Below are 18,938 nucleotides of genomic sequence, written 5' to 3'. Positions count from 1 at the left end.
ATCTGGCTAACTCTGTTAGCTAAAAGCTAAGCTAATTAGCTAAACCTGTCAACGACGAACCCCCGGCACGGCCAGGAGAAACGACGAAGCGCCCGAAGTACAGGTCAGAGGCGGCGCGCAGGCGGGGCGCACTGCGCGCACCGTAGCGGCCGGCTGGTGCGCAGGCGGCGGAATGCGGACGGCCACTGGTCCGCACCCGGCTCTGCCCACCGACACCGCACCGCAGCTGGCCGCGATGCTCACCCAGGCCCATGGATCCTCGCTCATTACCGAACGCGTGTATCCCAGCCGTAACACCCACATCGCGGGCCTGCGAGCCTTCGGCGCCGACATCTCCTCCACCGGCCCGGTCATCGGCCTGCGCGGGCCCATCCGGCTACACCCCGCCACGGCAGCGGCTGAAGACATCCGTGCGGTGACCGCTTTGCTAATCGCCGCTCTGGCCGCCGAAGGCACCTCTACGATCCGGGGGGTGTACCACCTCCGGCGCGGCTACGGCCATCTGCTTGCCAACCTCGCCACGCTGGGAGCCGACATCACCACCACCCCGGAGGCCCCCTGATGCCCGCACCGTTCACCGCCAATGACACCGCCCGGCTTCAGGAGACTCTTGATGAGGTGGTCGCCGACGGTGCCACCCCCGGCGGGGTCGTCGTCTGCGGCACCATCGACGGGCAAAAGCACGTCCTGACCGCCGGCACCGTCGCGCCCGAGCTCGGCGAGCTCACCCCCACCGAGCACACCATCTACGACATCGCCTCGCTGACCAAGGTCGTCGCCACCTGGCCGCTCATCGGCCAGGCCCTTGCCACCGGGCTGGTCGATCTCGATGCACCCACACGCAACGTCCTGCCCGCCATGACCGGTGAGGCGACCCTCCGCCAGCTCCTCGCACACGCCTCCGGGCTACGCGCCTCAACGCGCTTGGACCACTACCGCAGCGCCGACGCGCCGCTGCACGAGCTCCTATGCCGCGAACCGCTGGAGGACACTCCTGGCCGGCACCGCTACATCAACCGCGGCTACATCCTCCTCGGCCTGGCCCTCGCGCACGTCAACGGCGTCCCCCTGGACTACCTCGCCGACCAGCTCTGGCAGCGCATCGGGATGAACTCCACCGTCTACGGGCCCATTGCCCGCGGCCACCACGTCGCGCCGACCGAACAGCGCATTCCTGGCGCCCCGAGGACCTGGGGCGTCGCACACGACGACAACGCCGCGCTCCTGGGCGGCATCGCCGGGCACGCAGGCGTCTTCTCCACACCCCGTGACCTCGCCACTTACGCCACCTGGCTGCTCGACGCATACACCTACGGCGACGCCGCCCCAGGTGAGTGGCTGCGAGCGAGCCTTGTCCCGCAGGTCGCGATCGAACCGGGTCTGGACCGCGGCCTGTCGTGGATTCTCGCCGCCGGTGGCCGCGTCGCGTACCACCACGGTTTCACCGGCACCAGCCTCTACCTGGCCCCAGACGCCGGCCGCTACCTGGTGATCTGCACCAACGCCGTCTACTACGGCAATGCCCGAACCCGGATCGCACCGCTGCGGACTCTTGCGCTCAAAACGATCTCCGCTACCTGGCACCCGGAGGCGCTTGATGAGTGAACTGCCGGCCGACCACACCACACTCCGCCTCGGAGGCCCCGCCGATCGGCTGCTCACCCATACCGACCCCGCTGCCTGGCCCGATCTCACCCGAGCCGTCATCGGCGAGCCCGTAGCACCGTTCATCTTGGGCGGCGGCAGCAACACCCTCGCCGATGACGCCGGATACCCCGGGCCGGTTATTCACATGATGACCCGCGGCATCGCCGTCCGCTCGCTCGGCGACGGCACCACGGAAGTCACCGTTCAAGCGGGCGAACCGCTGTCCGCCCTCGCCGCCTTCACCGTCAACGAGGGCCTGTCCGGCATCGAGTACCTCGCCGGCATCCCAGGCACCACCGGCGCCGCCCCGGTGCAGAACACCGGCGCCTACGGTCAGCAGATATCCGACACCCTTACCCGCCTCACCGTCTACGACTGGAACCGTCGGCAACTCGCCGAGCTCCGCCCCGAGGAATGCGGCTTCGGCTACCGCACCAGTATCTTCAAGGCATACCCGGGCCGGTGGACGATCCTTGAGGTCGCCTTGCGCCTCACCCTCAGCGGGTACGCTGCCCCGGTCATTTACCAGCACCTCGCCCACGCGCTCGACGTCCCCCTCGGTACCCGGCCCCCGCTCGCCGAGGCGGCCCAAGGCGTCCTCACCGACCGCTGCGAGCGCGGCCTGGCCCTACCGGAGAACGGCCCGGACGCCCGCCAGGCGGGATCGGTCTTCCTCAACCCGCCCATCACCACGGCTCAAGCCGATACAGTCCGCGCGGCCGGTGGCGTGACCTACCGCGACGACCACAGCGTCCTGCGAGTCAGCGCCGGATGGCTGCTCCAGTTGGCCGGACACCACCCCGGCAGCCAGCTCGCACCGGGAGTGTTCTGCTCGACCCGCCGGGCCCTTACCCTCACCGCCCACGACGGCTCCACCGCGGCTTCCTTCAACACGGTCCTGCGGAAGCTGACCCGTGATGTCTACAAAGCGACTGGTATCCAGCTATACCCGGAGCCCGTACGGCCTGTCGCGGCGTGGATGGCCGCCGGGAGAGATGCCCTCGGAGTTCTGGCCATCGAGATTGAACGCACCGAAGGGTAGTCGCCGCCCCGCCTGGTCTTCGGACCAGGCGGGCTTTTCCCCGTTCAGGAGGCGCGGCTAGACGTCGACGCCTTCGACGCGGGCGAGCAGGTCGCGGATAGGGCGTGCGTCTCAGGGCAGGCCGTCGCGGGCGAGGTCAGCGGCGAGGATCATTACTTTGTCGCGGGGCGCGTCTGCGCCGAGTTTCTCGCGGGCGATGGTCATCCAGTCGAAGGCGTCGCCGCAGCCGCTGAGGTAGGCGTGCGCGGCTTGAGAGGCCGTTGAAGGCTCCCGAGGGCTCCATGGGGGCGGTGGGGACGCCTCTGGCTGGACAGCGGCCGGGTCAAGGACGACCAGCCGGTGATCGAGCTGCTCAACGGTTCAGGCCGATGGAGACGATGGGGGTGACGCGCTGAACGACGGAGGCCCCCTCCCTGGGGAGTGGAGTAGGGCGGGGGTCTCTCGCTGTTCGCTTCAGGACGGACGGCCATCCGGAGGATAGTCAGTGGCCGAGGTGGACCACCCGGCCGCGTGGTCGCGGAGCATCCGCTCCAGCTCCAGGGCGCGGCGGGAAAGCTCTGCCAGAACGTCCGCCTCCTTCCGGAGCCTCTCCGCAACGAAGAACCGCATGACCTGGTCGGAGGCTATCTCCCCTCCCTCGGAATCGTCCTTGAACGGGTACTTCTTGACGCCCATCTGAGTCGCGAGCTGGCCGCGGAGCACGTCACGTTCGTACACCGGGGTCACGGTTCTCCATTCGTCGCGAGCGGCCAGGACGAGTTCGTTCGCGTAGGGCCATTGCGAGTCAACCCTGGCCAACTCGCTCCACTGCTTGTCCAGCAATTCGCGGGCGGGTTCGGAGAGCGCCGCGCGTAGGTTCGCCAGTTCGGGGACGTCGCCGGCCTGCGCGGGGAACGAGCGACGGCTGTAGAGCGGGTCTCCGCTTTTCCGGGCGGCAGCCGCGCGGGGGGCTTCTTCTGGCAGCCATTCAGCGAAGGCTGCGGCCTCGTGGATCTCGCACGGACCGACCCGGAATCCGGGGGCGGTGTCGCAGTTGCACATCAGGATGCCTCCTGGGAGGGCGGGCGGGTGTTTTCGCGGGCGAGTTGGGCGGCGAGGATCGTGATCTCGTTGCGGTGGGCGTCGGTGCCGAGTTTCTCGCGGGCGGCGGTCCAACACTGATCGAAGTTGCCGAGTGTCTTGAGGTAGTCGTGGGCGGCTTGTACGGCGGGTGGGGGTTCGTCGGGCGCCTGCCGAGGTGGTGCGATGCGGGCGGGGAGGCGGGCGCCTCTGCGGTCCTGTGAGCTGGTGAGGTCCTGGAATTTCTTCCGGGCGGCGGATATAAGGGCGTCCTTCTCTTCGGGCGTCACCGAGGGCTCTGTGGGGATGACGGGTGGTGGTTGGGCCTGGCGGGCGGCGTAGGCGGCGCGGCGTTCGGCGTTGGCGCGGACCCGGTTGAGGTAGTCGGGGAGGTCGCCGCGCTGGGCGATCGCACGGAAGTAGCTGTTCGGGTTTTCGATCTTGCCCTTGGTCGCTTGTCTGATCTCCTTGATGACTTCTCTCATCTCTTCCTCGGTGATCCCGGCGGGGGCGAGCGCTTCCATGACGACGCGCTCGTGGCTGAGGAGAGATGAGGAGTTCTCCTGAGGAGATTGAGGAGAAGGGCGCCCCGCTGGGGGCACCTTCGTATAGGAAGCTGCCCCGCTCGGGGCAGCTTGGAAGGTCCTCCAGCCGGGGGACCACGAATTCCGACATCTCGTGTCCATTGCAGGCGTACACCACCCGGCCGCGCTTATCGCGCACGGGTTCGCCGTCCTTGCTGCGAACCGGCTCACGCATCTCGATGCCGTTCTTGGCCAGCTTCGTCAGGACCTTGCCGAGCTGCTTCTCGTCGGCGTAGCCGGTGCGCCGCAGGATGATGGCGCGGGTCTCGCTGCCGTAGGCGTGACGGCTCTGATCGTTGGCCTGGTCGGCGATCTCCAGCGCGACCAGGCGCTCGCCCGACGAGAGTCCGGCGGGCAGCCGGTCGGCAAGCCAACGGCGTAGTTCGTAGCCCACAGGGCTCTAACCCGGCGGAGACCCGTCGAACAGGGTAACGCGACCGTTGCCGCTGAGCACACCCAGAGCGGGATGCGTCACGGCGATCCATCCCGCAGCAGGAGATCAGACGCCCGGCCGGTACCGGTAGATCACGTCGTAGCGGTCCACCACCACCCGGCGCGCCACCTCCACGATCCGGCCCGCCCGGTCATACCCGCGCCGCCACAACACCAGCACCCGCCCCGCCGTACCGACTTCGAGCGTCCGCTGCTCTCCCCTGTCGGTGCTCGCGATGACACGTACTCCTCACACATCACGATTGACGGTGTGACGAGGTCTTTAGAGATCCGCCGCGGCGGCAGAAAACGGCCAGGGCGCGGGAAACCGCGCCCTCAAGGTGCCCTCGAAGCGGCTTCGGGACGGTCTCAGGACGGCTCCACCGACAGTCTGAGGGCTTCGGCGGCGACGGCGTGCCGCAGGTCCCGGATACCGGGGCGGCCCCGGAGCGGGTGGACGTTGTTGGTCAGCAGGACGACCGTCAGGGCCCGTCCGGGATCGACGACGAGCGAGGTGCCGGTGAAGCCGGAGTGGCCGTAGGCGGAGGTCAGCGGGCCCACGATGGCGGGGTCACCGATCCGCGCCCCCAGGCCCTGCCCGAAGGCCGCGCCCGGAACGCCCTGGTCACGGGTCATCTCGGCCACCGTGCCGGGGCCCAGGACGGAGGTTCCTCCGGTGCGCAGGGCCTCGGCGAAACACATCACGTCGTCGGCCGTGGCGAAGATCCCGGCATGCCCGGCGACCCCGCCCAGGCCGTGGGCTGTCTCGTCGTGGACCTCGCCGCGCACGCATCCGGAGCCACCGCGTTCGGGTTTCTCCTCGGTGGCGGCGATGCGGGGGCGCAGCGACGGCGCGGGCCGATATCCGGTGTCGTCCAGGCCGAGCGGCCCGGTGACGCGGGTACGGAGCAGCTCGTCCAGGGGGGCTCCCCCGGCGATCTCCGCCACCCGGCCCGCCATGATCATGCCGACGTCGGAGTAGACGTGGTGCTCGCCGGGCGCGTGCAGCGGCGGGGTGGAGAGAATGCGCTCCAGTCGGGCGGCGCGGACCTCGGGTCCGTCGCCGAAGATCTCCTCATGCGCCCGGCGGCTGGGCGGCAGGCCCGCCGTGTGGGTGAGCAGATGCCGCGGGGTGACCCCGGGGAGGCCGCCCGGCAGCCAGGTCACGACGGGCTCGTCCAGGCCGAGGCCCCCCTCTTCGACGAGGGACAGGATGACGGCCGTCGTGTAGAGCTTGGTGAGCGACGCGAGGTCGAAGATCGAGTCGCGGCGGACGGCCGGGCGGTCGGCCAGGAGCGCCTCGGAGGCTCCCGAATACCGTACGAGCTCCCCGTGCGCCGCGGCGGCGGCCGTGACGCCGTCCACGGCGATCACGGCGACCGCCGCCGAGCACACCCTCGGCACCGCCTCCGCCAGAAGGGCGGCAAGCGCCGCGGAGCCGCCGCTGTCAGGCACCCTGCGCCTCTTCCGAGGCGAGCGCCGACTCCAGGCGGTCACCGTGCTCCCTGAGCAGCCCCCGGGCGTCATCCGGGTCGAGACCGCGCTCGATCATCAGCACCGCGACCTTCACGTGCCAGCCGGCCGCCTCCAGCGCGGGCCGGGCGACGGCCAGGTCCGCGCCGGTGATGTCGCGGACCATCCGGGTGGCGCGGTCGGCGAGCTTGGAGTTCATCGCCGACACCTCGATCATGGTGTTGCCGTAGGTCCGGCCCAGCCTGACCATCGCGATCGTGGAGATCATGTTGAGGACCAGCTTCTGCGCGGTCCCGGCCTTGAGCCTGGTCGAGCCGGTCACCACCTCGGGACCGACGATCACCTCGAGCGGGTGCAGTGCCGCGCCGGAGAGCGGAGTTCCGGCGTTGCACGACAGTCCCACGGTGAGGGCGCCCCGACGGCCGGCCTCGGCGAGCGCGCCGAGCACGAACGGCGCCCGGCCGCTGGCGGAGACGCCGACCACCGAGTCGAGCGCGCCCACCTGCCGGTCGGCGATCGCCTCGCCACCCGCGACGGCGTCGTCCTCCGCGCCCTCGATCGAACGGGTCAGCGCGGGCTCGCCGCCCGCGATGATGCCCTGCACCAGCTCAGGGTCGGTGCCGAAGGTCGGCGGGCACTCGGAGGCGTCCAGTACGGCCAGCCGGCCCGACGTGCCCGCGCCCACGTAGAACAGGCGCCCTCCGTCCCGCATCCGGGCGACGATCGCGTCGACCGCGCCCGAGATCGCCGGAATGGCCGCGGCCACCGCCGCGGGCACGGTGACGTCGGCCGCGTTCATCAACCGGGCGACCTGCTCGGTGGGGAGCCGGTCGATGTCGCGGTAGCGCGGATCACTCTGCTCGGTGGACAGGCTTGCGAGTGGATCAGTCATTTCGCCCCATGCCGCTAATTTTCATTCCCTACTTTTATTATGCAAATTTTCTTCGGACAATGGAGCCATGTCTTACGTACGGACCGGAGTCGAACGCCTCGCCGCCGATCCCGGCCTCCTCCACGGCGACCGGATCGGCCTGATCACCAACCCGACCGGCGTCCTGTCCGACCTGACACCGGGCGCCGGTGCACTGCGAGCGGCGGGAGTGCCGCTGACGGCGCTGTTCGGCCCCGAGCACGGGATACGCGGCACGGCCCAGGCGGGCTTCAGCGAGCGGGAAGAGATCGACCCCTCGACCGGGCTGCCGGTCTTCGACACCTACGACAAGGACGGCAGCGCCCTGGACGCCCTCGTGGCGTCCTCCGGGGTCGACACGCTCGTCTTCGACATCTCCGACATCGGCACGCGTTTCTACACCTACATCTGGACGATGTACGACCTCATCGCGTCGGCCGCACGGCTCGGGCTGCGCTTCGCCGTACTCGACCGGCCCAACCCCATCGGCGGGACCATCGCCGAGGGCCCCCTGCTCGACCCCGCGTACGCCGGTTCCGTGGGCCGGGCGGCCATCCCGGTACGGCACGGCCTCACCGCGGGGGAGCTCGCCCTCCTCGTCAACCGCTCGTTCGGCGCCGACCTGCGGGTGGTCGGTGCCGAGGGCTGGCGGCGCGACCTCCCCTTCGAGGCCACCGGCCTGCCGTGGGTGATGCCCTCGGTGAACATGCCGACCCCGGAGACCGCGCTGGTCTATCCGGGCACCGGCCTGTTCGAGGGCACGAACCTGTCGGAGGGCCGCGGCACCACCCGGCCGTTCGAGCTGATCGGCGCCCCCTACCTCGACGACAGGTTCGCCGCCGGGCTGAACGGCCTGGGCCTGCCGGGCGTGCGGTTCCGCGACACCTGGTTCACCCCGACCTTCCACAAGCACGCCGGAGTGGCCGTGCGGGGGGTGCAGCTCCACGTGCACGACCGCGAGACGTTCCGGCCCGTGCTGACGGCCCTGTCGATGATGCACCTGGCCCGCTCGCTCCATCCGGACGACTTCGCCTGGCGCGACGACGGGGAGAGCGAGCCATACTTCATCGACCTGCTCTGGGGTTCGGACTCGCTGCGCCGCCGCCTGGACGACGGAGGCGACCCCGCGGACCTGTGCCCGCCCCCTGGGCATCCGGAGACCTGGCTGGACGGCGGGACGCTGCTCTACCCGTGACATCCGGCCGTCACCGCAGGTCGCGGCGGTAGAGCCAGAAGACCCGCTCGGCGCGCGCGCCGACCGCCCGGGAGTAGAAGCCCAGCGGTCCCACCCATCCGATCTGCGCGCTCGTCTGGCCCGCGTCCCGCTGCTCGGCCAGGCAGCGGCGCAGCAGCACCCGGCCGACGCCGAGACCCCGCGCCGCCGGGGCGGTGCCCATCGGGCCGAACCAGGCGGCCCTGGCCCCCCAGGCGGCGAATCCGAGGATCTCCCCGTCCCTGGAGGCGTAGTGGCAGCCGGTCGCCCGCTCCGCCTCCCACACCCAGTTGTCGTTCCAGTGCTCGCGCACGAAGTCCAGCACGGCGGCGCGGTCCCCGGGACCGGCCGCCCGCACGGTGACACCCCTGTCCGCCAGCCGTACGAGGTCGGCCTCCGTGGACAGGTCGGCCTCCGCGGACAGGTCGGCGGTCATGTTCCAGGCGACGTCGTAGCGCTCGTAGCCGAGCCGCTCGGCCAGGCAGGCCGCCGGGGTGTAGCGCACGTCGATGCCCGGCCACGCGTAGCAGGGCGGGTTGCCGGCGAAACGGGCCTCGGCCGCCCCCTCGGCCCGCAGCCACTCCTCAGCCACGGCGACCAGCGCCCGCCCGCGCCCCCCACCCTGAGCCGAGGGGTGTACGGCCAGCAGGTCGATGTGCCCGGCGGACGCCTCACGCGCCGACATCGAGGCGAACACCACGGCATCGAGATCGCCCGTCACCAGTGCCGTCCAGCGGCGGCCGGCGGGCGGGTCCGAGAGCCCGGCCACCAGCCGCGGCGCCTCCGCGGCGTCCAGGACGAGCGCGGCGGCGGCGACCTCGCCGAGCGCGGCGGCGTCGGCGGCCACGGCCTCGCGGATTCCTCTCATGGCCGTCACCCCCGTCCGAGGGGCGTCGCCACGACACTGCGACGCTCCGGATGGAAGCAGGCGTGCTCCTGGGGGGTGCCGGCCGCGTGGCTGAGCACCGGCACCTCCGACTCGCAGCGCTCCGTGCGGAACGGGCAGCGCCGCGCGAACAGGCAGCCCGCGTCGTGGTGGCTCTCGTCCAGCGCCTCGGTCGGCACCACCGGCTGCTCACCGGGACGCTCCAGGCCGTGCAGCACGGGGATGGCCGACAGCAGCGACTGCGTGTAGGGGTGGACGGGGGCTGCGATGACCGTGTCCACGTGACCCCGCTCGACGACCTGCCCCCGGTAGATGACGTAGAGCTCACCGTCGTCGCCGATGTACCGCGCGGTCGCGACGTCGTGGGTGATGAACAGCACGCTCACCCCCAGCCGCTCACGCAGGCCCTTCAGCAGCGCCAGGATGCCCAGCCGGAGCGACACGTCGATCATGGAGACGGCCTCGTCGGCGACGAGCATGTCGGGGTCCACGGTGAGCGCGCGGGCGATCACGACGCGCTGGCGCATCCCACCGGAGAGCTGGTGGGGGTAGCGCGGCAGCACGTAGGCCGGATCGAGCCCGACCAGCGCCAGCAGCTCCTCGGACCGCTCGTCCACCCATGAGCGCGGACGGCCGGTCTGCCGGGCCCGCAGGGTCAGCGGCGCGTCCAGCGCCTGGTGGATCGTCCGCGTCGGGTTGAGCGCCGAGTACGGGTCCTGGTGGATGAGCTGGATCCTGCGGAAGTACGGCTGCCGCCGGCGGGGCTTCAGCGACGACATGGGGATGCCGTCGATGGTGATCTCGCCGGAGTCATAGGACTCCAGCCCGGCGATGATCCGTCCCAGCGTGGTCTTGCCGCAGCCGGACTCACCGATGAACGAGGCCGCCCCGCCCTTCTCGATGGCGAAGTCGACACCGCGCAGCGCCTTCACCTCCCGGCCCGCGAGCACGCTACCCCGCTGCCTGAAGGTCTTCGTGATGTTCTCGCCTGTTATCACGTTTTCTCCCCCCGAACGTCACGTACCCCGGTTGCCGCCGGTGATCCCACGACCTGCTGTTCCTCTACGGCTTCACGGGTCTCCGCGGTCTCCCCCGCCTGCCCGGTCTCCTGGGCGACCACGTGGCACGCCACGATCGACGCCCCGAGGGTGACGACCGGCGGTCTCTCCGTCTCGCAGACCTCCAGGCGCAGGGCGCAGCGCTCCCTGAACACGCATCCCCGTGCCGGGATCGTTCCCAGTGTCGGCGGGCGGCCCGGCAGGGCACCGGCCTCGCCGATGTCGCCCACCAGCCGCGGGATGGCCCGCAGCAGACCCCGGGTGTAGGGGTGGCGGGGCGCGCCCAGCACCTCCATGGTCGGGCCCTGCTCGACCACCTGCCCGCCGTACATGACGGCCAGCCGGTCGGCGACCTCGGCCACCACGCCGAGGTCGTGGGTGATGACCAGCGTGGTGAGCCCGCGTTCGGTGTGGACCTCGCGGACGATCCGCAGGATCGTCGCCTGGGTGATCATGTCGAGCGCGGTCGTGGGCTCGTCGAGCACGACGAGATGGGCGTTGAGCACCAGGGCGAGCATGATGCCGACCCGCTGGCGCATCCCGCCGGACAGCTCGTGCTGGTGGGAGTCGAGGACCCGCGCGCCGTCCATGCCCATCCTGCCGAGCAGATCCCTGGCATCTCTGACGAGGCCGCGCAGATCCGCCACCTCGTGCGAGCGACCCAGGTCGAGCAGCTGCTTACCGACCGTCTTGAGGGGGTTGAGGGAGTTCTGGGCGGCCTGGAAGACGTAGCCGATGTGACGTCCCCTCGCCTTGCGCAGCTCCTCGCCCCTCAGCTTCACGACGTCGCCGAGCCCGTCGATCTCGACGCTGCCCGCGCTGATCCTGCCGGGCGGCTGGACGGCGTTGAGCAGCGACAGCGCCAGGGTGGACTTGCCGGAGCCGGACTCGCCGACCACCCCGGTGATCGACCCGGGCACGAGCTCCAGGTCGATCCCGGAGATCGCCGGAAGCTCACCGGCCGGTGTCCGGTAGACGACGGACAGGCCGCTGACCCGTACTCCCGGCGCCTTCTTCTCAGGGGTCACAGACACCCGTTACTCCTCACGCAGCCGGGGGTTGAAGATCTCGTCCATCGCGTCGACGACGAGCACGATGCCCAGGGTGAGCAGCAGGATCGCCAGCAGCGGCGCCATCAGGTACGGCAGCGCGGCCGGCGACGACATCGCACCTCCCCCGAACACGGCGAGGTTGAGCATCACGCCCCAGTTGTTGGCCTCGAACGGCAGGACGCCCAGGAAGAACAGGCCCACCTGCGCGTAGACCGCGCCGGTGACGGCGATGAGCATGTTCATCGCGATGAAGGGGGCCATGCTGGGCAGCAGTTCCCTGCCGACGATGTGCGTGGTGGACAGCCCCAGCCCCCGGGCGGCCTCGACGAAGCCGCGCTCGCGCAGGGAGAGGGTCTGGGAGCGCACGGCACGGGCCACCCCGCCCCAGCCGAGCAGGCCGAGCACCAGGCCCATCTCGACCGCGCTGCCGAACTTCCAGATGGTCGACAGCACCAGCAGCAGCGGCAGGCCGGGGATCGTCAGCTTCATGTCGGTGATCCGCATGAGCACGGTGTCCCAGCGCCCGCGCCGGAACCCGGCGAACAGCCCGATCCCGGTGCCGAGCACGACCGTGATGAGCGCGGTGATCACCGCGGTCAGCAGCACGTACGTCGAGCCGGTGACGACCAGCGCCAGCACGTCGGTGCCCTCGAAGTCGGTGCCGAACGGATGCTCCCAGCTCGGCGCCCCGTAGAGGTTGCCGGTGTCGCGGGGCAGCGGATCGGGATAGAACAGGGGGCCGAAGGTGCCCATGAACGCGAACGCCAGCACGATGACCATGCCGGCCATCCGGCTGGGCTTGCGCCTCAGCACCCGCCAGACGCCGCGCCAGAAGTTGCGCCGCAGGGTGGCCCGGCCGCCGCCCGCTGTGATCATCGGCGCCGTCATGCGCCCCCCTCCCCGCTCCGCACCCGCGGGTCGATCACGGTGTAGAACAGGTCGGCCACGATGTTCGCGACGATGATCGCCGCCGTGATCAGCAGGAACGCCCCGCCCATCAGGGCGTAGTCGCGGTTGGTGATGCTGTCGATGAGCATCAGCCCCAGGCCGGGGTAGTTGAAGATCCGCTCGATGAAGATCGCGCCACCGAACAGCATGCCCAGCGAGAGGGCCAGGATCGTGAACAGCGGCAGGATCGCGTTGCGCGCCACGTAGCGGAAGATGAACCCGCGCTTGAGACCGCGCAGCTCGGCGGCGAGGATGAAGTCGTCGCCGAGGACGGTGACGACGCTCGACTTCATCGCCAGGATCCAGCCCCCGTAGCCGGCGAGCGCGTAGGTGAGAACCGGCAGCGTGGCGTACTCGACGAGCGAACCGACGTATTCGGCGGTCAAGCCCGGCTCGACCATGATGTCGGCCGTACCTCCCTGGGGCAGGATCGGCCACAGGGTGGTGAAGACGGCCATCAGCAGCAGCGCGAGCACGTACTGCGGGATGCCGTGCAGGAGCGATCCGGAGATCGCGAGGATGTCGCCGAGCCTCCCCGAGCGCTTGATGGCGGCGTAGACCCCCATGACGACGCCGATCAGGAAGCTCAGCAGCGTGCCCACGAGCACCGGCAGGACGGTCCACTTGGCGGCCGAGAACAGCACGGTCGACACGCCCACGCCCGGCACCATCAGCGACTGGCCCAGATCGAGGCGGGCCAGGCCGGACATGTAGGCGACGTACTGCTCCCACAGACTGCCGGTCGGCGTGAAACCGTAGAGGACCTCGATGGCCCGCTGTGCCGCATCGGGTGACATGCCCTGCTCGATCAGCTTCTCGTACCTGGCCGCCATGGGGTCGCCGGGAACGTTCCTGATGACGAAGAAACTGACCGTGGTGACAATCACAATCATGACGAGCCCGCGGGCCAGGTGACCCGCGAGCCGTCGCGCGAACGCCGTCATGCGTTACTACTTCTTCTTGACCATGCCGAGCTGGACCCACACGCCGGAGGGCTGCCGGAGCAGATCACTGTCGTTCTCGGGGAAGCCGGTGAAGCGGTTGGTGTTGACGAACTGGGTGTTGACGTAGTCCCAGAGCTGGACCACCGGAAGGTCCTGGTTGGCCGCCTTGGCGAGCTGGCCGATGATGGCCTTCTGCTCGTCCGGGGAGGCGGAGTTCAGCTTGGCGGTCAGCTCACCCGGATTGACCTTGGCGCCGTCGACCTCGATGGTCTCCGGGCCGCCCATCCAGTTGCCGTTCTTGCCGGGGGCCGAGTGCTCGACCTTGCCGCCCAGGTTGGCCCAGCCGTTGGAGGCGCCGTAGAGCCGCTGGTAGATGTTGTACGGCGCGGGGCCGAGCGCGATCAGCCAGAACCCGACGTCGTACTTGCCCTCCGCGATCTCCTTCAGGTAGAGCGGGTAGTCGGCGACCGTCACGACCTCGGCGTCGATCCCCGCCGCGGTGAGCTGGCTGGTGATGGCCTTGGCACCGGAGACCCAGTCCGAGAACGGCGTGGGGACGTTGATGGTGAACTTCCACGGCTTACCGTCGGGCAGCGTCCACTTGCCGCCCTCCTTCTTCAGGCCCGCTTCCTTGAACTCCTCCTCGGCCTTGGCCGCGTCGAGCTTGTACGGCTCGAGCGCGTCGAGCTCGGCGCCGAGCCATTCGGCGGCGGGCTTCTGGTGGATGCCGGTGGTGGTGACGGCCGGGGTGCCGCCCTCGGGCGAGGCGATCGTGGTGATCTCCTCACGGTTGATCAGGTAGGCCAGCCCTCGCCGCACGTGCACGTTGTCGTAGGGCTTCTTCGACTGGTTGAACGCCATGCCCAGCGACACCGGCGAGAAGCCCTTGATGACGGCGTTGCCCGGCGTGCCGGTGATGCGCTTCATCACGTCGGCGGGCACGGCGGTGAACGGCGCGCTGTCGAGCTTGCCGGCGATGAGGTAGTTCCAGATCTGCTCGTTGCCCGTGTAGTTGAGCATCTTGACCTGGTCGGGCCCGACGTTGGCGGCGTTGTAGAAGTTCTTGTTCTTGACCAGCAGCGCCTCGCCGGGGTTCATCCGCTCCAGCACGAACGGCCCCGCGGAGACGTCCTTGGGCGGGCCGAACGCGAGGACCTTCTCCGACAGCGCGGTGATCTCCTCGCGGGCCTTCTCGGCGTCGGCTCCCTCGCCGCGGGCGACCTTCAGCTTGTCCCAGAAGTCGTCCGGCAGCACGCTGTTCCAGACGTGCTTGGGCAGGATGAAGCTGTCCATGACGCCGCGCATGAACGTGACGCTGGGGTTCTTCATGTCCTGGGTGATCTTGACTGTCTTGTCGTCGACCACCTCGACCTCGGAGGCCGCGCCGGCCGCTCCCGGGTCGATCGCGAAGGCGGTGCTGCCCTGGGTGTAGGCCAGGGCGATGGAGAACTTCACGTCCTCCGCGGTGACCGGCGTGCCGTCGGACCACTTGTTGTCCGGGTGCAGGTGCAGCGTGATCGAGGAGTTGTCCGGCGCGATCTCCCAGCTCTCCGCGATGCCCGGATAGAACTGGTTCGGATCGGTCAGGTGGTTCTTCGCCCAGGCGATCCTCATCGCGTTGTAGCCCCAGAACGCGTTGCCCTTGGGATTCCACGGGTTGATCGGACCGTTGACGTCGAGGCCCGGCTTGTTGCCGTCGATCGTGGTGTAGAGACCACCTCCACCGCTACCGCCGCCCGCGGCGGAGTCGTTTCCGGTGGTGCTGCTGCACGCCGTGGCGGTGGCAAGGCCGAGCAACGCCACTACAGCTGCTAGTCGCTTCATGAACCGCTCCGTTGGGGGTCTTTCGAGGCTCGGAAGCCGGGGTTGTCCGGACCTTATGGGCGGCATACAAGTCGCGTCAATAATCTCCACATGTTGTGAGAATCTTGTAACTTTCCTTCATCATTTCCCTGCCGGACCTCAGCGGAGCGGGTGCGATCGACGCCGCTCCGGCAGCCGGGCGGCCCGGCCGGTCGGCAGCTGAAAGTTACACGTCAACCGCCCCCTTCCCCGCAGGTCACCGGCCTGCGGGAGGCCGGTGACTTCCCGTCCGGGACGCGGCTGCCTAGCATCGGCCCCGACGACGGCGGGAGTGGACAGTGCGCAGAAACAGTACGGTTCTGACGGTTCTCGCGGCGGTGGCCGTGACCCTCGGATTCCTTCTGGCGGGTACGGCGGTGCCGGCGCAGGCGGCGACCACCAAGATCATGGCACTCGGAGACTCGATCACCGGTTCGCCCGGATGCTGGCGGGCCCTTCTGTGGAACCGGCTCAACGACGCCGGTTACACCAACCTCGACTTCGTCGGGACGCTGCCACCGCAGGGCTGCGGCATCGCCCACGACGGCGACAACGAGGGCCACGGCGGGGCCCTGGTCACCAACGTGGCCGACCAGAACCAGCTCCCCGGCTGGCTCGCGGCGACCCGGCCCGACATCGTGATGATGCACTTCGGCACCAACGACGTCTGGAGCAACCGCCCCACCGCGACCATCCTGGCCGCCTACGGCAAGCTGGTGGACCAGATGCGGGCCGACAACCCCAACATGAAGGTCCTGGTCGCCCAGATCATCCCGATGAACCCCAGCACGTGCGGCGAGTGCGCGCAACGGGTGGTCGCGCTCAACGCCGCGATCCCCGGCTGGGCGGCGTCCAAGACCACCGCGCGCTCCCCCGTCGTGGTGGTCGACCAGTGGACGGGCTTCAGCACCGCCTCCGACACCTACGACGGCGTGCACCCCAACGCGTCCGGCGACCAGAAGATGTCCAACCGCTGGTTCCCCGCCCTGACGGCGATGCTCGGCTCGGGCCCGACCACTCCCCCGACCGTCACTCCCACCCCCACCCCGACGGTGACGCCCCCGGCCGGCGGCTGCACGGCCACCTACCAGACCGTCAACCAGTGGCCGGACGGCTTCCAGGCCGAGGTGACCGTCAAGAACACCGGCACCTCCTCGCGCACCAGCTGGACGGTGAGCTGGAACTTCGCCAACCGGCAGATCAGCCAGTCGTGGAACGCCGCGGTCACCCAGACGGGATCCACCGTGACCGCCAAGAACGTCGAGTGGAACGGCTCCCTGGCTCCCGGCGCGACGGCGACCTTCGGCTTCCTCGCCTCCGGCAACAGCTCCCCCTCGCCCACGGTGTCCTGCACGGCCGGCTAGCCCCGCCGGCCCGTACCGGGCCCATCCGGGCCGTGGGGTAAGGGCTCCGTCCAAGACCGGGATGCCCCAACTCCACCCCGCGCATCAACATCGCCAGTTCCTCGGGACAGGTTGTCTCGATGGCCTCGGGAGCGTCGACCTACCAGGAAAGAAAGGCCCAGAACTTGCGCGCCCACACCCGCCAAATGATCACCCAGCCTGGGTGCCTGGCCTGCAAGTCGAGAGCTTGACCAACCTGCGGACCTGGTGTTGGGACCCCTCGTAGGGGCGATGAGGATGGCTCGACTGGGGCGATGCCCATGTCGCCGCTCTGGCGTTGCGACCCCTCGTAGGGGCGATGAACACTTCAGGCGATCCGGAGCTGGGGGCTGAGGCAGGCCAGCGCCGCCAGCTCCGGCTGGGCGGCCGCATGAACGAAGCCGATGAGCAATCCGTAAGCGAAGACGACGAGCAGCCGCAGCCGATGCTGAGACCGCACCACCGCAATGCACCAGTTCCTAGGCTCCGACGCTTCCCGAGAGGAGCGCCGTAACCAGTCAAGCAACGACGCATGCCCCAACTGATCACCCTGGCCCAGAAACTACCCAACAATCTGAAAACCACCCACAAGAGCCGCACCCCCGACCCCCATGCCAGCCAAGATCGATTTGGGCCACGACATGCCATCTGCACGACAAAGCCACACTCCGACCACGGCAAGGAGGCCAGCGAACGTCAGAAGCAGAAGCGCGCGCTCCGAGAGCAGAGGGGACACCGTGCCCAACCTTTCATGATCATGGTGATGGTTGTATCTGTAATGGGTGCCGACCAGACTCCCAAAGCTAGAAGAGACGACCCGTCAGCCTCGGGGTTTAGCGAGATCGGGATGGCCTCTCGTCCGGTGGAGAGAGCAGTCCGTTCGAAGCGTTTAACTGTAATCGCGTGCTAGGGTCGCCCTTGCACGGAGTGACCTTAGCACTCCTGCGAGCAATAGGACGCACTTTCATCACCCGTACTACATGGGGTCGCAAGAAGCGATTAAGCGTAATCACCGTCCTAGTGATTGCTTGATTCATTACCCTTCGAGGGGCGGGTCGGACGTTCCGCGTCCGGCCCGCAGTTTGCGTAGCTGATACCTCAGGTCTTCCAGAGAGCGATCCGTCAGCTCTGAAAATTTTCGTCCTCAGCCAGAAGAAGGACAGATGAGGCTTCTAGTTGAAGTGACAACCACACTGAAGGAAATTCCATGGCGGAGTGTGCTGGCCCCTGGACGCGCACTGACCTACGATCTCCTCGCGCGGACGGCACCGGAACTTGGACGGCAGCTACATCAAAACGGAATTGCTCCCCATGGTCTGGTGCCCATTGGGCACAGCGCCCCCCTTTTCCCCGAAGCTCAAAGACGTCGTGGAACCTATGCTTCAGGCGGTCGAGGCACAGTGGAATGGGGTAGCCCGATCCTCGAGGTAGCAACTGCCTTAGCCTCTGGACTCAAACAGCGAGAGCTGATCGACTGGGGAGGCGTCGCGCTGCGCGTTCTCAAGGTTGCGGCGGTGGAGCCTCCGGGGTTTGAGTCGGGGCGAGGGCGGTTCCGGACGAGTACGCCGGTGGTGATGAAGGGCACCGGCCGGGACGAGGCGGGGCAGCGGACGACGCGGCAGGCCTGGCTGCTGCCGACGGACCAGGAGTTCCCGGTGTTCTTCCAGCGCAACCTGCGTCGCAAGGCCGAAACACTGGACCTGGACCCCGAGGTGTCGCTGACGGAGATCTCCTGGGTGGGGCCCAAGCGGTCCTTCACGGTGGGGCAGGGAGCGAAGCCGGGAGCGCCGATCGAGGTGGAGCTGACCGGGGCGCCGGAGACGCTTCAGGCGATCTGGAGCTGGGGTCTGGGGCAGGCCAACGCCGCCGGCTTCGGCTGGGTGGCCGCGTGAGCGAAACCGGCGACGACGAGCAGTCACGGCTGGTGCTGAGCGCGCACCCTCTGCAGCGGGTCGGTGCCTACGCGCTGGCGTTCCTCGGGAAGGCGACCTCACCGGAGCACCTGACGCCGGAGGCGTTCGAGGAAGCGGTGGACAGGATCGCCGGGGACGCCGTCTCCGCCGCGCTGGAACGTGACACGAAGGGCGAGAAGGGCTTCTGGCTCAAGGCGAGCATGTCCTTCTTCCCCAACTCCAAGATGAACCATCTCAGCAACGCGAAGAAAGATGACGGCACCATCCGCGACGCCGTACGGAGGTGGCGGAAATGCCCGGAGCCGCAGGATCGGCCCGCGGTGGCGTGTGTGCTGTGCGGGCGCGGCGCGGTGGGCTTCTTCGGCAAGGTCGACGTCCCGTTGGCCGAAAGCGATCTCTATCGCAACAGTACGCCGCGTGGTCATTCGGGCCTGGCGCTCTGCTGGCCGTGCCTGTGCAGTTTCTACGCGCTGCCGTACGGCTGCCGCCTGACGGGCGGGCCGTCGATCGCCCTGCACAGCTGGGATGAGCGGTTCATGGCGCGGACGCTGTC

17 protein-coding genes and 2 pseudogenes are annotated in these 18,938 nt (G+C 69.0%); 8 read left to right on the top strand and 11 right to left on the bottom strand.

Going from position 1 to position 18,938, the window contains the following annotated elements; genetic code table 11:
• Positions 1 to 166 precede the first annotated feature (166 nt).
• From ACIN94_RS30765 to ACIN94_RS30755, 3 genes and pseudogenes are all read left to right on the top strand, one after another.
• Positions 167 to 562, top strand: a pseudogene (locus ACIN94_RS30765) (UDP-N-acetylglucosamine 1-carboxyvinyltransferase); the annotation flags it as partial.
• Positions 562 to 1,605, top strand: coding sequence for a serine hydrolase domain-containing protein (locus ACIN94_RS30760; protein ID WP_400713794.1), 1,044 nt, complete (start codon positions 562 to 564; stop codon positions 1,603 to 1,605). The pseudogene ACIN94_RS30765 and the gene ACIN94_RS30760, both read left to right, overlap by 1 nt.
• Positions 1,598 to 2,689, top strand: a complete 1,092-nt coding sequence (locus ACIN94_RS30755; RefSeq protein ID WP_400713791.1) for a UDP-N-acetylmuramate dehydrogenase — start codon at positions 1,598 to 1,600, stop codon at positions 2,687 to 2,689. Before ACIN94_RS30760 ends, ACIN94_RS30755 begins: the two co-directional genes overlap by 8 nt.
• Positions 2,690 to 3,142: 453 nt before the next feature.
• Here ACIN94_RS30755 and ACIN94_RS30750 read toward each other — a convergent pair whose 3' ends face one another.
• Positions 3,143 to 3,730: a hypothetical protein gene (locus tag ACIN94_RS30750; protein ID WP_400713788.1), complete on the bottom strand. Its 588-nt coding sequence runs from the start codon at positions 3,728 to 3,730 to the stop codon at positions 3,143 to 3,145.
• A complete protein-coding gene (locus tag ACIN94_RS30745; RefSeq protein ID WP_400713785.1) occupies positions 3,730 to 4,272 on the bottom strand; it encodes a hypothetical protein in 543 nt (180 codons plus the stop codon). The genes ACIN94_RS30750 and ACIN94_RS30745 overlap by 1 nt, the downstream gene beginning before the upstream one ends.
• Positions 4,273 to 4,426: 154 nt before the next feature.
• Here ACIN94_RS30745 and ACIN94_RS30740 point away from each other — a divergent pair, with 154 nt between their 5' ends.
• Positions 4,427 to 4,714, top strand: coding sequence for a hypothetical protein (locus ACIN94_RS30740; RefSeq protein WP_400713782.1), 288 nt, complete (start codon positions 4,427 to 4,429; stop codon positions 4,712 to 4,714).
• Between the two features lie 419 nt (positions 4,715 to 5,133).
• Here ACIN94_RS30740 and ACIN94_RS30735 read toward each other — a convergent pair whose 3' ends face one another.
• On the bottom strand, positions 5,134 to 6,219 hold the full coding sequence (locus ACIN94_RS30735) for a serine hydrolase domain-containing protein (protein ID WP_400713779.1): 1,086 nt from the start codon (positions 6,217 to 6,219) through the stop codon (positions 5,134 to 5,136).
• Positions 6,212 to 7,129, bottom strand: coding sequence for an N-acetylmuramic acid 6-phosphate etherase (gene murQ / locus ACIN94_RS30730; protein WP_400713776.1), 918 nt, complete (start codon positions 7,127 to 7,129; stop codon positions 6,212 to 6,214). Before murQ ends, ACIN94_RS30735 begins: the two co-directional genes overlap by 8 nt.
• Positions 7,130 to 7,196: 67 nt before the next feature.
• Between murQ and ACIN94_RS30725 the strand changes: the two genes are divergently transcribed.
• Entirely contained in the window at positions 7,197 to 8,342 is a 1,146-nt protein-coding gene (locus ACIN94_RS30725; protein WP_400713773.1) for an exo-beta-N-acetylmuramidase NamZ domain-containing protein, read from the top strand.
• Between the two features lie 10 nt (positions 8,343 to 8,352).
• Here the strand turns inward: ACIN94_RS30725 and ACIN94_RS30720 are convergent, their stop codons facing one another.
• From ACIN94_RS30720 to ACIN94_RS30695, 6 genes are read right to left on the bottom strand one after another with little or no spacing between them, the layout of a single operon-like run.
• Positions 8,353 to 9,228 carry a GNAT family N-acetyltransferase gene (locus ACIN94_RS30720; RefSeq protein WP_400713770.1) on the bottom strand — a complete coding sequence of 292 codons (876 nt, stop codon included), beginning with the start codon at positions 9,226 to 9,228 and terminating at the stop codon, positions 8,353 to 8,355.
• Positions 9,229 to 9,233: 5 nt separating this feature from the next.
• Entirely contained in the window at positions 9,234 to 10,244 is a 1,011-nt protein-coding gene (locus ACIN94_RS30715) for an ABC transporter ATP-binding protein (protein WP_400713767.1), read from the bottom strand.
• Positions 10,241 to 11,338, bottom strand: a complete 1,098-nt coding sequence (locus ACIN94_RS30710) for an ABC transporter ATP-binding protein (protein WP_400713764.1) — start codon at positions 11,336 to 11,338, stop codon at positions 10,241 to 10,243. Before ACIN94_RS30710 ends, ACIN94_RS30715 begins: the two co-directional genes overlap by 4 nt.
• Positions 11,339 to 11,341: 3 nt before the next feature.
• Positions 11,342 to 12,244, bottom strand: a complete 903-nt coding sequence (locus ACIN94_RS30705; protein ID WP_400713761.1) for an ABC transporter permease — start codon at positions 12,242 to 12,244, stop codon at positions 11,342 to 11,344.
• Positions 12,241 to 13,248, bottom strand: a complete 1,008-nt coding sequence (locus tag ACIN94_RS30700; protein WP_400713758.1) for an ABC transporter permease — start codon at positions 13,246 to 13,248, stop codon at positions 12,241 to 12,243. Before ACIN94_RS30700 ends, ACIN94_RS30705 begins: the two co-directional genes overlap by 4 nt.
• 6 nt (positions 13,249 to 13,254) lie before the next feature.
• The gene (locus tag ACIN94_RS30695; protein WP_400713755.1) at positions 13,255 to 15,072 is read right to left on the bottom strand and encodes an ABC transporter substrate-binding protein; all 1,818 of its coding nucleotides are present in this window, start codon (positions 15,070 to 15,072) and stop codon (positions 13,255 to 13,257) included.
• Positions 15,073 to 15,389: 317 nt separating this feature from the next.
• Between ACIN94_RS30695 and ACIN94_RS30690 the strand changes: the two genes are divergently transcribed.
• The gene (locus tag ACIN94_RS30690) at positions 15,390 to 16,454 is read left to right on the top strand and encodes a cellulose binding domain-containing protein (RefSeq protein ID WP_400713752.1); all 1,065 of its coding nucleotides are present in this window, start codon (positions 15,390 to 15,392) and stop codon (positions 16,452 to 16,454) included.
• A gap of 346 nt (positions 16,455 to 16,800) precedes the next feature.
• Here ACIN94_RS30690 and ACIN94_RS30685 read toward each other — a convergent pair whose 3' ends face one another.
• Positions 16,801 to 16,932, bottom strand: a complete 132-nt coding sequence (locus tag ACIN94_RS30685; RefSeq protein WP_400713749.1) for a hypothetical protein — start codon at positions 16,930 to 16,932, stop codon at positions 16,801 to 16,803.
• Positions 16,933 to 17,635: 703 nt separating this feature from the next.
• On the opposite strand from ACIN94_RS30685, the gene ACIN94_RS30680 reads away from it, so the two are divergent.
• Positions 17,636 to 18,364 carry a CRISPR-associated endoribonuclease Cas6 gene (locus ACIN94_RS30680; RefSeq protein ID WP_400713746.1) on the top strand — a complete coding sequence of 243 codons (729 nt, stop codon included), beginning with the start codon at positions 17,636 to 17,638 and terminating at the stop codon, positions 18,362 to 18,364.
• Positions 18,361 to 18,938: pseudogene (locus ACIN94_RS30675) on the top strand (hypothetical protein); the annotation flags it as partial. The gene ACIN94_RS30680 and the pseudogene ACIN94_RS30675, both read left to right, overlap by 4 nt.

The organism is Streptosporangium sp. NPDC087985 (genome assembly GCF_044741965.1).
Classification (GTDB): domain Bacteria; phylum Actinomycetota; class Actinomycetes; order Streptosporangiales; family Streptosporangiaceae; genus Streptosporangium.
This window is presented reverse-complemented; position numbering and strand designations above follow the sequence as displayed.